Annotated in this window: 13 protein-coding genes and 1 tRNA gene; all 14 read left to right on the top strand. The window is 51.4% G+C overall.

Translation table 11 applies throughout. The features are described from left to right. The first annotated feature begins 13 nt into the window (after positions 1 to 13). The 14 genes from HMPREF9098_RS07720 (at position 14) to HMPREF9098_RS07785 (ending at position 15,522) form a co-directional block, all read left to right on the top strand. Positions 14 to 89, top strand: a tRNA-Trp gene (locus HMPREF9098_RS07720). 83 nt (positions 90 to 172) lie between these two features. After that, a complete protein-coding gene (gene secE, locus HMPREF9098_RS07725) occupies positions 173 to 391 on the top strand; it encodes a preprotein translocase subunit SecE (RefSeq protein ID WP_003783590.1) in 219 nt (72 codons plus the stop codon). Between the two features lie 16 nt (positions 392 to 407). After that, on the top strand, positions 408 to 959 hold the full coding sequence (gene nusG / locus HMPREF9098_RS07730) for a transcription termination/antitermination protein NusG (protein WP_003783591.1): 552 nt from the start codon (positions 408 to 410) through the stop codon (positions 957 to 959). A gap of 162 nt (positions 960 to 1,121) precedes the next feature. Further along, positions 1,122 to 1,556 (top strand): 50S ribosomal protein L11, encoded by a 435-nt coding sequence (rplK, locus tag HMPREF9098_RS07735; RefSeq protein WP_003783596.1) that lies wholly within the window; start codon positions 1,122 to 1,124, stop codon positions 1,554 to 1,556. Then, entirely contained in the window at positions 1,556 to 2,251 is a 696-nt protein-coding gene (gene rplA / locus HMPREF9098_RS07740) for a 50S ribosomal protein L1 (protein WP_003783599.1), read from the top strand. Before rplK ends, rplA begins: the two co-directional genes overlap by 1 nt. A gap of 231 nt (positions 2,252 to 2,482) precedes the next feature. Next, the gene (gene rplJ, locus HMPREF9098_RS07745; RefSeq protein WP_003783601.1) at positions 2,483 to 2,980 is read left to right on the top strand and encodes a 50S ribosomal protein L10; all 498 of its coding nucleotides are present in this window, start codon (positions 2,483 to 2,485) and stop codon (positions 2,978 to 2,980) included. Between the two features lie 64 nt (positions 2,981 to 3,044). Then, the gene (rplL, locus tag HMPREF9098_RS07750) at positions 3,045 to 3,419 is read left to right on the top strand and encodes a 50S ribosomal protein L7/L12 (protein WP_003783603.1); all 375 of its coding nucleotides are present in this window, start codon (positions 3,045 to 3,047) and stop codon (positions 3,417 to 3,419) included. 222 nt (positions 3,420 to 3,641) lie between these two features. Beyond that, the gene (gene rpoB / locus HMPREF9098_RS07755; protein ID WP_003783605.1) at positions 3,642 to 7,844 is read left to right on the top strand and encodes a DNA-directed RNA polymerase subunit beta; all 4,203 of its coding nucleotides are present in this window, start codon (positions 3,642 to 3,644) and stop codon (positions 7,842 to 7,844) included. A 61-nt stretch (positions 7,845 to 7,905) separates the two neighbouring features. Next, positions 7,906 to 8,244: a hypothetical protein gene (locus tag HMPREF9098_RS07760; protein WP_003783606.1), complete on the top strand. Its 339-nt coding sequence runs from the start codon at positions 7,906 to 7,908 to the stop codon at positions 8,242 to 8,244. Between the two features lie 60 nt (positions 8,245 to 8,304). Next, positions 8,305 to 8,643, top strand: coding sequence for a hypothetical protein (locus HMPREF9098_RS07765; protein ID WP_003783609.1), 339 nt, complete (start codon positions 8,305 to 8,307; stop codon positions 8,641 to 8,643). A 68-nt stretch (positions 8,644 to 8,711) separates the two neighbouring features. Continuing rightward, the gene (locus HMPREF9098_RS07770) at positions 8,712 to 9,200 is read left to right on the top strand and encodes a hypothetical protein (protein ID WP_003783611.1); all 489 of its coding nucleotides are present in this window, start codon (positions 8,712 to 8,714) and stop codon (positions 9,198 to 9,200) included. Between the two features lie 87 nt (positions 9,201 to 9,287). After that, positions 9,288 to 13,514, top strand: coding sequence for a DNA-directed RNA polymerase subunit beta' (gene rpoC, locus HMPREF9098_RS07775; RefSeq protein WP_003783613.1), 4,227 nt, complete (start codon positions 9,288 to 9,290; stop codon positions 13,512 to 13,514). A gap of 326 nt (positions 13,515 to 13,840) precedes the next feature. Further along, a complete protein-coding gene (locus HMPREF9098_RS07780) occupies positions 13,841 to 14,761 on the top strand; it encodes an ABC transporter ATP-binding protein (protein ID WP_003783616.1) in 921 nt (306 codons plus the stop codon). Beyond that, positions 14,758 to 15,522, top strand: a complete 765-nt coding sequence (locus HMPREF9098_RS07785) for an ABC transporter permease (protein ID WP_003783619.1) — start codon at positions 14,758 to 14,760, stop codon at positions 15,520 to 15,522. Before HMPREF9098_RS07780 ends, HMPREF9098_RS07785 begins: the two co-directional genes overlap by 4 nt. The last annotated feature ends 49 nt before the right edge of the window (positions 15,523 to 15,571 follow it).

The following is a 15,571-nucleotide window of genomic DNA, read 5'->3' on the forward strand; positions in this document are numbered from 1 at the left end:
GTTGTAAGAGTTTAGGCCAATAGCTCAATTGGTAGAGTATCGGTCTCCAAAACCGAGGGTTGTAGGTTCGAGACCTACTTGGCCTGCCAGACAAAAAAACTAACCAGGCGAGACTTGGTTAGTTTTTTTTATATGATAATTTAGCTGTTAGATAACAGATTGAGACAATATTATGAATCAAGAAACAAGCCCTGAAAAACAAGGTGGTTTAAGACTGTTTCGTTATTTCAAAGAATCTATAGCAGAATTTAAAAAAGTGGTGTGGCCCAAGCGTTCCGACGCTGTGCGTATGACGGGATTCGTCTTGGTGTTTGTGACAATTTTTGCTATTTTCATTTATGGGGTGGATAGCATCATGTCTTTGCTGATCAATTTGATCCTGCTTAAATAAAAATAAGGAATTGGATATGTCGAAACGTTGGTATGTGGTACAGGCTTATTCTGGCTTTGAGAAGAATGTTCAAAAAACACTTAAAGAACGTATTGCCCGCGAGGGGATGGAGGAGTATTTTGGACAAATTTTGGTACCGGTTGAAGAAGTGGTGGATATTAAAAATGGTCGCCGTACGGTATCCGAACGCAAATTTTTTCCGGGTTATGTGCTGGTAGAAATGGAGATGATGGATAGCTCATGGCACTTGGTTAAGAGTATTCCAAAGGTTAATGGATTCGTTGGCGGTACAGTCCATCGCCCCCTCCCTATCACGCAAAAAGAGGTAGATGCCATGATGGCTCAAGTTGGCGGCTCTTCTCAAGATGGTGTAATGAAGAAACCTAAGCCGCGAGTGGAGTTTGATATTGGGCAGCAAGTGCGCATTAATGAAGGGCCATTCGCTGATTTTAATGGCGTTGTGGAACATGTAGAGTACGAAAAAAATAAATTACGTGTTATGGTGCAAATTTTTGGTCGGGAGACTCCTGTTGAGTTGGAATTTGGCCAGGTTGAGAAGACAGGTTGAGAAGATAGTGTGAGAGGTTTTAACTGATTGTTTATTTGAGTGCAGGCTGCTTTCATAGATTTTCGCTGTTGTGCTTTGAAAAAATATCAGTTATAATCGCCCGCTTAATTTGGGGAGCGGAATCGTTCTGCGTTTTACCCGTTTTTTGGAGTTTAATTTAAAATGGCAAAGAAAATTGTAGGCTACATCAAACTGCAAATCCCTGCAGGTAAAGCCAATCCATCACCACCTGTTGGCCCTGCGCTGGGTCAACGCGGTTTGAATATTATGGAATTTTGTAAAGCATTTAATGCGGCAACGCAAGGCTTGGAGCCTGGTTTGCCAACGCCAGTAGTAATTACGGCGTATGCAGATAAATCTTTTACTTTTGTTTTAAAAACACCTCCTGCATCTGTACTTTTGAAAAAAGCAGCTGGCATTAAGAGTGGTAGCTCAAATCCTTTGACCAACAAAGTTGGCACGGTTACTCGTGCGCAATTGGAAGAAATTGCGAAAACTAAAGAGCCTGACTTGACCGCTGCGGATTTGGATGCGGCAGTTCGCACGATTGCTGGTTCTGCGCGTTCTATGGGTTTGAATACTGAAGGAGTGGTGTAATGGCTAAGATTTCTAAACGCTTGAAAGAATTGCGCTCTTCAGTTGAGGCCAACAAGCTGTATTCAATTGATGAAGCAGTTGCTCTGGTAAAAAAAGCAGCTACTGCTAAATTTGATGAATCTATTGATGTATCTTTTAACTTGGGTGTAGATCCACGTAAATCTGATCAAGTGATTCGTGGTTCGGTTGTTTTGCCAAAAGGTACTGGTAAAACAACACGCGTAGCTGTATTTACGCAAGGTGCCAACGCTGAAGCTGCTAAAGCTGCTGGTGCGGATATTGTTGGTTTCGAGGATTTGGCTGAAGAAATCAAAAAAGGCAATATGGATTTCGACGTGGTGATTGCGTCTCCTGATGCAATGCGCATTGTAGGCCAGTTAGGTACAATTTTAGGCCCGCGCGGTTTGATGCCAAACCCTAAAGTAGGCACAGTAACGCCTAATGTTGCAGAGGCGGTTAAAAATGCTAAAGCAGGTCAGGTTCAATACCGTACTGATAAGGCAGGTATTGTTCATGCAACGATTGGCCGTGCTTCATTTGCAGAGGCTGATTTGAAAGCTAACTTTGATGCACTGTTGGATGCAATTGTGAAAGCAAAACCAGCTGCTGCTAAGGGTCAGTATCTGAAAAAAATTGCCGTATCCAGCACAATGGGTTTGGGTGTGCGCGTTGATACTGCAAGCGTGAATAATTAAGTAAAAGAATTTGGGTGGTCTGTATTTGTGCCGGCTGCCTGAAATGGGCTACTTAATTTATTTAAGTAGAAGTCCAAGACCGTAGGGAACGCAAGTTTTAAAAAATCACCCTACGCAGACGGTAGTCCTGAAAATATTAAGCAAGTGATTGCAAAATGTCTAATCAGGTTGCCGCGCTGGTGGAGTAGGATGTCTGATCCTATTCTTTTGATAAACAGTGGGAGGTAGACCTTGAGTCTCAATATTGAAACCAAGAAAGCAGCCGTAGAAGAGATTAGTGCAGGTATTGCCAATGCTCAAACTATGGTAATTGCTGAATATCGCGGTATCAGTGTTGCCAGCATGACTGAGCTGCGTGCCAATGCGCGTAAAGAAGGCGTTTATTTGCGTGTTCTGAAAAACACATTGGCTCGTCGTGCAGTTGAAGGAACTTCTTTTGCAAATTTAGCTGACCAAATGGTAGGTCCATTGGTTTATGCTGCATCTGAAGATGCAGTTGCTGCTGCAAAAGTGCTGCACCAATTCGCGAAAAAAGACGACAAAATCGTTATTAAAGCCGGTTCTTATAATGGTGATGTGATGAATGCTGCCCAAGTGGGTGAGTTGGCATCTATTCCAAGCCGCGAAGAACTGTTGTCCAAATTGCTGTTCGTTATGCAGGCGCCTGTTTCTGGCTTTGCCCGTGCTTTGGCAGCTTTGGCAGAGAAAAAAGAAAGCGAAAACGCTTAATTTCTCAACGATTTTATTTGTTTAACATTTTAAATTTGAATCAATATTTTGGAGTTTAATAGTCATGGCTATTACTAAAGAAGACATTTTGAATGCAGTTGAACAATTGACTGTGATGGAATTGAACGAGCTGGTTAAAGCTTTTGAAGAAAAATTCGGTGTATCTGCTGCTGCAGTTGCAGTTGCGGGTCCTGCTGCTGGCGGTGCTGCTGGTGCTGCTGAAGCAAAAACTGAATTTGATGTAATCTTGGCTGCTTCTGGCGATCAAAAAGTTGGTGTGATTAAAGTAGTTCGTGCAATCACTGGCTTGGGCTTGAAAGAAGCTAAAGACTTGGTTGACGGCGCTCCTAAAACACTGAAAGAAGGTGTTTCTCAAGCTGAAGCTGATGACATCAAAAAACAATTGGAAGAAGCTGGTGCAAAAGTAGAAATCAAATAATCTTTGATTTTTACAATTTGACAACTAGGGCTGGTAGTATTAAAACTACCAGCCTTGTTGTGCTTTGATATATTGGAAAAGTAAATTTTACAAAAAATTACTAATAAAGAGAATTTAAAAAGATTATTTTGTAAAATTTGTTTATATTTTACTCATTTTTACCAAAATCGGCCTGTGTCTTCATCGTCATGGGAATTTGTACTTTAATCGAGGTGTCTTGTAATGAATTATACGTTTACTGAGAAAAAACGTATTCGTAAAAGTTTTGCGAAGCGTGAGACCATTTTGGAAGTTCCATATTTGCTGACAACGCAATTGGAATCCTATGATAAATTTTTGCAACAAGACCGTGCCGCCGATAAACGTGTCGATGAAGGGTTGCAGGCTGCTTTTGGTTCGATTTTCCCAATCGTAAGCAATAACGGTTATGCAGAGTTGCAGTTTGAACAGTATATTTTGGGTGAGCCGGAGTTTGATATTCCTGAGTGTCAGCTGCGTGGTATTACCTATGCGGCACCATTGCGCGCCAAAATCAAACTGGTCATCTTTAATAAAGAGGGCTCCTCTAAGGTTGAGGATCGCGAAGTAAAAGAGATTCGCGAAAATACCGTGTATATGGGCGAAATTCCTCTAATGACACCGAGTGGCTCGTTTGTGATTAACGGTACGGAGCGCGTGATTGTATCGCAGCTGCACCGCTCGCCTGGTGTGTTTTTTGAACACGACCGCGGCAAGACGCATGCTTCTGGCAAATTGCTGTTTTCTGCACGGATTATTCCATACCGCGGTTCTTGGTTGGACTTTGAATTTGATCCGAAGGACTTGTTATATTTCCGTATCGACCGCCGTCGCAAAATGCCTGTAACGATTCTGTTGCGTGCATTGGGCTATAGCGATAGCGAAATGCTGAATATGTTTTACGATTGTGAGACCTATTATTTGGGTAAAGACGGTGTTCAAACCGATTTAGTCGTAGATCGTTTGCGTGGTGAAACTGCCAAGTTCGATATTGTGGACAACGATGGCAATGTGTTGGTATCGGCGGGTAAACAAATCAACGGTAAAGTGATTCGCGAAATTCAAAAAGCAGGATTGACGCGATTAACGATTGATGCGGAAATTTTGTTGGGCAAAACCCTGGCCAACGATATTATCGTTCCGGATACCGGTGAGGTACTGGCCGCTGCCAATAGCGAAATTACGGAAGAATTGTTGGCAGAATTGGATATTCAAGAGGTGAAAGAAATCAAAACCTTGTTTATCAATGATACCGATGCGGGCAATTATCTGTCGGCAACGTTGCGTACTGATGAAACACGCGACAAGCAGGCTGCACGTATCGCCATTTACCGTATGATGCGCCCTGGCGAACCGCCTACCGATGAAGCGGTAGAAGCCCTGTTCAACCGTATGTTCTTCCAAGAGGAGAGCTACGATTTGTCGCGCGTTGGCCGCATGAAATTCAACACGCGCACTTATGAGCAAAAATTGCTGCCTGCACAGGAAAATAACTGGTATGGCCGTCTGCTGAATGAAACTTTTGCCGGTGTAGGCGAAAAAGAAGCCAAACTGCATATTTTGAGCGTGGAAGACATCGTGATGACGATTGCCACGTTGGTAGAGTTGCGCAACGGCCATGGCGAAGTGGACGATATTGACCATTTGGGTAACCGTCGCGTGCGTTCCGTGGGCGAATTGGTAGAAAACCAGTTCCGTGCCGGTTTGGCGCGCGTGGAACGTGCGGTGAAAGAGCGTCTGAATCAGGCCGAAAGCGAAGGTCTGATGCCGACCGACCTGATTAACGCCAAACCCGTTTCTGCTGCCATTAAGGAATTTTTCGGTTCCAGCCAACTGTCTCAGTTTATGGACCAAACCAATCCGCTGTCCGAAATCACGCACAAACGTCGTGTGTCTGCATTGGGTCCGGGCGGTTTGACACGCGAACGTGCAGGCTTTGAAGTGCGCGACGTGCATCCGACCCACTACGGTCGCGTTTGCCCGATTGAAACGCCGGAAGGTCCGAACATTGGTTTGATTAACTCGCTGTCTGTTTATGCGCGCACCAATGATTACGGTTTCTTGGAAACACCGTACCGCCGCGTGGTGGACGGCAAAGTGACCAACGAAATCGATTATCTGTCGGCAATTGAAGAAGGACGTTATGTAATTGCGCAAGCGAACTCGGAAATTGATGAGAAAACCGGCAAACTGAAAGACGAACTGATTACCTGCCGTGAAAAAGGCGAAACCATTTTGGCGACTGCCGACCGCGTACAATACATGGACGTGGCGACCGGTCAAGTGGTGTCTGTTGCCGCTTCGCTGATTCCGTTCTTGGAGCATGACGATGCGAACCGCGCTTTGATGGGTGCGAACATGCAACGTCAAGCCGTGCCTTGCCTGCGCGCCGAAAAACCATTGGTCGGTACGGGCATCGAACGTGCCGTGGCCGTGGATAGTGCAACCGCCATTGTTGCCCGTCGCGGCGGCGTGGTGGAGTATGTGGACGCAAACCGCGTGGTGGTGCGTGTGCACGATGACGAAGCAACCGCAGCCGAAGGTGGTGTGGACATTTACAATTTGGTGAAATTCACACGTTCCAACCAATCCACCAACATCAACCAGCGTCCTGCCGTGAACAAAGGCGACGTGCTGCAACGCGGCGATTTGATTGCCGACGGCGCGTCCACAGACTTGGGCGAATTGGCTTTGGGTCAAAATATGACCATCGCCTTTATGCCTTGGAACGGCTACAACTACGAAGACTCGATTCTGATTAGCGAGAAAGTGGCTGCGGACGACCGTTACACGTCTATCCACATTGAAGAATTGAACGTCGTAGCGCGCGATACCAAACTGGGTGCGGAAGACATCACGCGCGATATTCCGAACCTGTCCGAAAAAATGCAAAACCGTTTGGATGAAAGCGGCATTATCTATATTGGTGCGGAAGTGGAGGCAGGCGACGTATTGGTCGGCAAAGTAACGCCCAAAGGCGAAACCCAGCTTACGCCCGAAGAAAAACTGCTGCGTGCGATTTTCGGTGAAAAAGCATCGGATGTGAAAGACACTTCTTTGCGGATGCCAACCGGCATGAGCGGCACTGTGATTGACGTGCAAGTGTTCACACGCGAAGGCATCCAGCGCGACAAACGCGCCCAATCCATTATCGATGCCGAGCTGCGCCGCTACCGTCAAGACTTGAACGACCAAGTCCGCATCTTCGACAACGACGCATTTGACCGTATCGAGCGTATGCTGGTCGGCCAAAAAGCCAACGGCGGCCCGATGAAACTGGGCAAAGGTAAGGCGATTACGGCGGAATACCTGCACGGACTGCCGAGCCGCCACGATTGGTTCGATATCCGCGTGGCCGACGAAGACATCGCCAAGCAGCTTGAACTGATTAAACTTTCACTGCAACAAAAACGCGAAGAAGCTGAAGCTGCGTTTGAAGTGAAAAAGAAAAAAATGACGCAGGGCGACGAGTTGCCGCCGGGCGTGCAAAAAATGGTCAAAGTGTTTATCGCCATCAAACGCCGCTTGCAGGCGGGCGACAAAATGGCCGGCCGCCACGGTAACAAAGGCGTGGTATCGCGCATTCTGCCGGTGGAAGATATGCCTTACATGGCAGACGGCCGCACGGTGGACATTGTGTTGAATCCGTTGGGCGTACCTTCGCGGATGAACATCGGTCAGATTTTGGAAGTGCACTTGGGCTGGGCGGCAAAAGGCATAGGCCAACGCATCGACAAAATGCTTGCCGAACAGCGTAAAGTGAAAGAAATCCGCAAGTTCCTGAACGAGCTGTACAACAAAAACGCGGCGCACAAAGAGGACTTGGACAGCCTGTCGGACGACGAAATCCTGTTGCTGGCCGACAATCTGCGCAAAGGGGCGACTTTCGCTTCCCCTGTGTTTGACGGCGCGAAGGAAAAAGAAATCTACGACATGCTGGAACTGGCTTATCCGAGCAATGACCCCGACGTGCAGAAATTGGGCTTCAACGATACCAAAACCCAAATCACCCTGTATGACGGCCGCTCCGGCGAACCGTTTGACCGCAAGGTTACCGTGGGTGTGATGCACTATCTGAAACTGCACCACTTGGTGGACGAGAAAATGCACGCCCGTTCAACCGGCCCGTACTCGCTCGTTACCCAGCAGCCGCTCGGCGGTAAAGCCCAGTTCGGCGGCCAGCGTTTCGGTGAGATGGAGGTGTGGGCGTTGGAAGCCTACGGTGCGGCATATACCTTGCAGGAAATGCTGACCGTGAAATCCGACGACGTTACAGGCCGTACCAAAATGTACGAAAACATCGTCAAAGGCGAACACAAAATCGATGCGGGTATGCCTGAGTCGTTCAATGTGATTGTCAAGGAAATCCGCTCGCTGGGTCTGGATATCGATTTGGAACAGAACTAACGGGGTGCAGGCTGCTTTTCAGGCAGCCTGCACATCAGGATAAATCATAGGGAAAACAGCAATGCCCAGAACAGAACGCAAATTGGCCAAGCAAAGACAGGAAGTCCGCAGCCTTGGATTGAAAAAATTGATGGTAGGCGGCGCGGCCAGTGTGTTGATGTTGCTGTGGCTGATGTCCGGCAAGCCTTCCACATCGGGCGGTGCATTCAAGCTGATTTTGTTTGCGCTGCCTTTGGTGGTGGCGATGATGGGGTTCTTGGAAACCTCGTCCGGCATCCCGTTTTCGCGGTTTAGCGAAGCATGGGACGAATTGCAGGGCTGGCAGCGCGGCGTGCTCGGCGTGGCGATTTTTGTCGTGGCCGTGGTTGTGATTATGGGCGGCTTTATGATGATTGCCTGACGGTTCGGGCTGCCCGAAAAAGCAGCCTGCACCCGCCGAATATTGCAAAAGGAATCGTGAATGATGAATAAAACCGCCGCTATTTTGGCTGCCGCCCTGCTTTTGGTGCAGCCTGCCGCGCACGCCGCCCCAAGCGACAGCGAGCGCATCGCCGAATTGGAACACCGAGTGAACGTGCTGACCGAACAGGTTAACCGCCTGCTGGCAGAACGGCACGGACGGCGAAGCGATGACGGACAAGCCGTGTATGTCTGTCGGCTGAAGGCGTTTACACAAACCTTCCGCGCCGAAAACACCAATCGGGGCAGGGCACGTTTGGACGTTATCCGCCAATGCCGCGCGGCGCACAACGAAATGTTCTGCAAAGACGAAGACGTGTCCTGCCAAACCTACCGCTAGCGTTTTCAGGCAGCCTGAAACCCCAAAAAGCAGCCTGCACCCTTCGAAGTCCATAGAAAGAAACTGTTATGCAGAAAAAATACCTGATTTTTTTGGCCGCATTGTTTGCCGTCGCGCCCGTGTTGGCCAAACCTGCCGTCATTCAAAAAGCGCAACTGGTCGGCAAATGGCAGTGCACCGCCGCCGATAAAACGCCGATGGCGTTTACGTTCGGCAATGGGCAGGAAGTATCCGCTACAGTAGATATAACGATTCCCTTCCCCGGCACGCCTAAAGACGAAACCCTGACGTACCGTCATATTGGCAACGGCACTTGGACGCTAACCGCAGAGAAAGTCGGTTTGAATATCAAAACCACTAATGTCGAGCGACGGCACAATCCTGAAAAAATCCGCACCGCCGCATGGCGCGAAACGGATAACGAAACGTTTGCCCAGATGAGAAGTACTATCGGCAAACTAGGCCGCCTGCAAATGCAGGTTAAGCAAATCGGCAACGGCACTATGCGCGTCCGCATGCAGGGCGACAGAAACGACATGACCTGCCAAAAGGCTTAATGCCCGCGCCGAACGCCCTAAAAGCAGCCTGCACCCCATAACCCAAACCCCAAGCACTCGAAAAAATTCTCTCAACAGGAGCAAAAAATGAACTTAACCGACCTGTTCGCACCTCTGCAACAAGCAGGCTCTGAAGAATTTGATGCCATCAAAATCGGCATCGCCTCGCCCGAGACCATCCGTTCATGGTCCTACGGCGAAGTGAAAAAACCCGAAACCATCAACTACCGCACCTTCAAACCCGAGCGCGACGGTTTGTTCTGCGCCAAAATCTTCGGCCCAGTGAAAGACTACGAGTGCTTGTGCGGCAAATACAAACGTTTGAAATTCAAAGGTGTAACCTGTGAAAAATGCGGCGTGGAAGTCACGCTCACCAAAGTGCGCCGCGAACGCATGGGCCACATCGAACTGGCCGCGCCCGTTGCCCACATCTGGTTTTTGAAATCGCTGCCGTCCCGCTTGGGCATGGTGTTGGACATGACCCTGCGCGACATCGAGCGCGTGCTGTATTTTGAAGCATTCGTGGTGACCGACCCCGGCCTGACCCCGCTGCAACGCCGCCAACTGCTGACCGAAGAAGACTATTACGCCAAATTGGAGGAATACGGCGAAGAGTTTGACGCACACATGGGCGCGGAAGGCGTGCGCGAACTGTTGCGCAGCCTGAACGTGGAACAGGAAATCGAAATCCTGCGCCAAGAACTGCAAAGCACCAGCAGCGAAACCAAAATCAAAAAAATCGCCAAACGCCTGAAAGTGCTGGAAGCCTTCCAACGCAGCGGCATGAAGCTGGAATGGATGATTATGGACGTGCTGCCCGTGCTGCCGCCCGATTTGCGTCCGTTGGTACCGTTGGACGGCGGCCGTTTCGCCACTTCCGATTTGAACGATTTGTACCGCCGCGTCATCAACCGTAACAACCGCTTGAAACGCCTGTTGGAACTGCGCGCGCCCGACATTATCGTCCGCAACGAAAAACGCATGTTGCAAGAAGCGGTGGACAGTCTGCTGGACAACGGCCGCCGCGGCAAAGCCATGACCGGCGCGAACAAACGTCCGCTGAAATCGCTGTCCGATATGATTAAAGGCAAAAGCGGCCGTTTCCGCCAAAACCTGCTGGGTAAACGCGTGGACTATTCCGGCCGTTCCGTGATTACCGTGGGCCCATACCTGCGCCTGCACCAATGCGGCCTGCCGAAAAAAATGGCGTTGGAACTGTTCAAACCGTTTATTTTCCACAAGTTGGAACAGCGCGAACTGGCAACTACCGTGAAGGCAGCCAAAAAACTGGTTGAGCAGGAAGTGCCGGAAGTTTGGGATATTCTGGAAGAAGTCATCCGCGAACACCCGATTCTGCTGAACCGTGCGCCCACCCTGCACCGTTTGGGTATTCAGGCATTTGAGCCGATTTTGATTGAAGGTAAAGCCATCCAGCTGCATCCCTTGGTGTGTGCCGCGTTCAACGCTGACTTTGACGGCGACCAAATGGCGGTTCACGTTCCTTTGAGCTTGGAAGCGCAAATGGAAGCGCGCACGCTGATGCTGGCATCCAACAACGTGCTGGCACCCGCCAACGGCGAGCCGATTATCGTGCCGTCCCAAGACATCGTGTTGGGTCTGTACTACATGACGCGCGACAAAATCAACGGTAAAGGGGAAGGCACGCTGTTTTCCGACGTGAAAGAAGTACACCGCGCCTACCACACCAAACAAGTGGAGCTGGGCACGAAAATTACCGTGCGCCTGCGCGAATGGGAACGCGACGAAGAGGGCGAACTGCAACCCGTTGTCAAACGCTACGAAACCACGGTGGGACGTGCGCTGCTGAGTGAAATCCTGCCAAAAGGTTTGCCGTTTGAATACATCAACAAGGCGTTGAAGAAAAAAGAAATTTCCCGTCTGATTAACGCATCGTTCCGCCTGTGCGGCCTGCGCGATACCGTGATTTTTGCCGACCACCTGATGTATACCGGTTTTGCTTTTGCGGCAAAAGGCGGCATCTCCATCTGCGTGGACGATATGGAAATCCCGAAAGAAAAACCGAAACTGCTGGCCGAAGCCAATGCCGAAGTGAAGGAAATCGAAGACCAATACCGCCAAGGTTTGGTGACCAACGGCGAACGCTACAACAAAGTGGTCGATATTTGGGGCCGTGCAGGCGATAAGATTGCCAAAGCGATGATGGACAACCTGTCCACCCAAAAAGTGATTGACCGCGAAGGCAAAGAAGTGAACCAAGAGTCGTTCAATTCCATCTATATGATGGCGGACTCCGGTGCGCGTGGTTCTGCGGCGCAGATTAAGCAGCTTTCCGGTATGCGTGGCTTGATGGCGAAACCGGACGGTTCGATTATCGAAACGCCGATTACCGCGAACTTCCGCGAAGGCCTGACTGTATTGCAATACTTTATTGCGACCCACGGTGCGCGTAAAGGCTTGGCGGATACCGCGTTGAAAACTGCCAACTCCGGTTACCTGACCCGCCGTCTGGTGGATGTTACCCAAGACTTGGTGGTGGTGGAAGACGACTGCGGCACCAGCGAAGGCTTCAGCATGAAGGCCGTGGTACAGGGCGGCGACATCATTGAGCCGCTGCGTGATCGTATTTTGGGCCGTGTAACCGCCACCGACGTGATTGACCCCAACACCGGCAGCACGCTGATTGAAGCCGGCACGTTGCTGGATGAAAAATTAGTGGATTTGATTGACAATTCCGGCGTGGACGAAGTGAAAGTCCGCACACCGATTACTTGTCAAACCCGCTACGGCCTGTGTGCGAAATGCTACGGCCGCGACTTGGCACGCGGCAAACTGGTGAATGCCGGCGAAGCCGTCGGTGTGATTGCGGCGCAGTCCATCGGCGAACCGGGCACGCAATTGACGATGCGTACCTTCCACATCGGTGGTGCGGCATCCCGTGCGGCAGCTGCCAGCCAAGTGGAAGCCAAATCCAACGGTACGGTGCGCTTCGGCGGTCAAATGCGCTACATCGCCAACAACAAAGGCGAGTTGATTGTCATCGGCCGTTCGTGCGAAATCATGATTTTGGATACGGCTGGCCGCGAGCGCGAACTGCACAAAATCCCTTACGGTGCGACGCTGAAAGTGAACGACGGCGATGTGCTGAAAGCCGGTACGACTCTGGCGACTTGGGACCCGCACACGCATCCGATGATTACCGAATATGCCGGCCGCGTGGAATTTGAAAATGTGGAAGAAGGCGTAACCGTTACCCGTCAAACCGACCCGATTACCGGCTTGTCTACAATGGTGGTGATTGACGGCAAACGCCGCAACAGCGCCAGCAAATTGTTGCGCCCAACAGTGAAATTGTTGGACGAAAATGGCGAACCGGTGAAAATCCCCGGCACGGAAACGCCTGTAACACTGGCATTCCAAGTGGGTGCGATTATTCAGGTGCGCGAAGGCCAGGAAGTCGGCAAGGGTGATGTGTTGGCACGTATCCCGCAGGCTTCGACCAAAACCCGCGATATTACCGGCGGTCTGCCGCGCGTGGCCGAGCTGTTTGAAGCGCGTATCCCCAAAGATGCGGGCATGTTGGCAGAAGTGACCGGCACCGTATCGTTCGGTAAGGAAACCAAAGGCAAACAGCGCTTGGTAATTACCGATTTGGACGGCGTGGCATACGAAACGCTGATTTCCAAAGACAAGCAAATCCTGGTGCATGACGGCCAAGTGGTGAACAAAGGCGAAACGGTGGTCGACGGAGCAGTGGATCCGCACGATATTCTGCGCCTGAAAGGCATTGAAGAGCTGACGCGCTACATCGTGCAAGAGGTGCAGGAAGTGTATCGCCTGCAAGGTGTGAAGATTTCCGACAAGCACATCGAAGTCATCATCCGCCAAATGCTGCGCCGCGTGAACATCGTGGATGCGGGCGACACCAACTTCATTACCGGTGAACAGGTGGAACGCGCCGAAGTGATGATGGCGAACGAACAGGCGTTGGCGGAAGGCAAAGAGCCGGCACGCTTTGAAAACGTGCTGCTGGGTATTACCAAAGCCTCTTTGAGCACCGACAGCTTCATTTCTGCCGCATCGTTCCAAGAAACCACGCGCGTGCTGACCGAAGCGGCGATTATGGGCCGCAGGGACGATTTGCGCGGTTTGAAGGAAAACGTGATTGTCGGCCGCCTGATTCCTGCCGGTACGGGCTTGAGCTACCACCGCAGCCGCCGTGCCGCGTGGGCAGCGCAACGCACCGCCGCAAGAGCAATGGAAGCGGAAGCGGATATTGCGGCGTTCGCGGACAACGAAGTAGCGGATGCTTCAGCCGAAAATACGGAAGCGTAAAACGGATTTCCGGCAACCCGAAAAGTGCAGGCTGCTTTTCGGGTTGCCGGAAGTTTTATGGGCTGTGCCGACATGGATATAGTGGATTAAAATAAAAATGAGACAAGGCGGCGAGCCGCAAGGCGTACAAATAGTACGTCAAGGCGAGCCAACGCCGTATCATTGCGATTTTAATTCACTATAACAGGCAAATGCCAAAGTGCAGACTGCCCGAACATGCCGCCACGGCCAATACAGAACCACAAGTGCAGGCTGCTTTTTGATTGCCCGAAAGCAGCCTGCACTTTTCCCACCCACCCATCTTCATTTCCCGCAAAGGCCGCCGCATGACCGACACCGCCCTCCATATCGCCAATGCCTGCAAACGCTATCAAAACGGTTTCCAAGCCGTCCGCGATATTTCGTTTGACGTGGCGCGGGGCGAATTTTTTGCCTTGCTCGGCCACAACGGCGCGGGTAAAACCACGCTGATTTCCGCCATTGCCGGGCTGAACCGGCTCACGTCCGGCACGATACGGATTATGGGCTGCGACGTGCAAAGCCAGGCGCATCAAGCGCGGATGAATCTGGGGCTGGTGCCGCAGGAATTGGTGTACGACCCGTTTTTCAACGTGCGCGAAGTGCTGCGCATCCAATCGGGCTATTTCGGCCTGCGCCGCAACGACGACTGGATTGACGAAATGCTGCACCGGCTGGGCTTGGACGACAAGGCCGACACCAATCTGCGCCATTTGTCCGGCGGCATGAAGCGGCGCGTGATGGTGGCGCAGGCGTTGGTGCACCGCCCGCCCGTGATTATTCTGGACGAGCCCACCGCCGGCGTGGACGTGGAACTGCGGCACAGCCTGTGGCAGTTTATGCAGTCGCTGAATCGGCAGGGGCACACCATCGTCCTCACCACGCATTATCTGGAAGAAGCCGAGCAATACTGCGGCCGTGTGGCCATTATGAAGCAGGGGCGGCTGGTGGCACTGGACACCACCGAAAACCTGTTGCGCCAAGAAGCACGGCTGATATTGCATATCACGCTTGATAAAGCCCTGCCCGAATCTTTGCAGGCAGCCTGCACCGCCCAATCGCCCGATTTCCGCTACACCCTGCTGCTGGACGATTACCGCCAACTGGGCGAAGCCGTGGCGCAGTTGCAGGCTGCAGGCTGCCGCATAGAAGCGATGGATATTGAGAAACCCAATTTGGAACAGGTGTTTATGCACCTGACGGCACACAACGGACAGGAAACTTTATGAATTGGATTGGCTGCTACACCCTGTGGCGCAAAGAAGTGGCGCGTTTCGGCAAAGTTTGGCTGCAAACCATTGGCGCGCCCATATTGACCGCCTTGCTGTACCAACTGATTTTCGCGCACGCCGTCGGCCGCCATGCCGCGCCGCTGCCTGATATTGCCTATACCGTGTTCCTGATGCCCGGCCTGGCTATGATGAGCATGACGCAGAATGCCTTTGCCAACACATCGTCCAGCCTGATGCAGTCGCGGCTCACGGGCAACCTGGTGTTTATCCTGCTGCCGCCGCTGTCGCCCGCCGCTCTTTTTCTGGCCTACACGGGCGCGGCATGGGTACGCGGCATGATGGTGGGGCTTGGTGTGCTGCTGGCTGTGCTGCCGTTTGGATTGCCCCTGCCGCAGCATCCCGTGTTGGCATTCGTGCTGGCGGGTGCAGGCTGCTTTTTCATGTCGTCGCTGGGTTTGGTGGTTGGCATTTGGGCAGAAAAATTCGACCAGTTGGCCGCCTTCCAAAACTTTTTCATCATGCCGCTCACGTTTTTGTCGGGCGTGTTTTATTCGCTGGACAGCCTGCCCAGCTTCTGGCGCGCCGTGAGTTATGCCAACCCGATTTTTTATCTGATTGACGGCTTCCGTTATGCCTTTTTCGGCGTGTCGGATGTGTCGCCACTGCTGTCCGCCGGCATGAGCACCGCCTTCGCACTCACCGCCTGCACCATTGCCTACACGCTGCTGCGCACGGGCTGGAAACTGCGGAACAGTTGAAACGGTGCAGGCTGCTTTTGGGGCGGGCTAATGCTGTCTCATTGCGGTT

Source organism: Kingella denitrificans ATCC 33394 (assembly GCF_000190695.1).
Classification (GTDB): Bacteria; Pseudomonadota; Gammaproteobacteria; order Burkholderiales; family Neisseriaceae; genus Kingella_A; species Kingella_A denitrificans.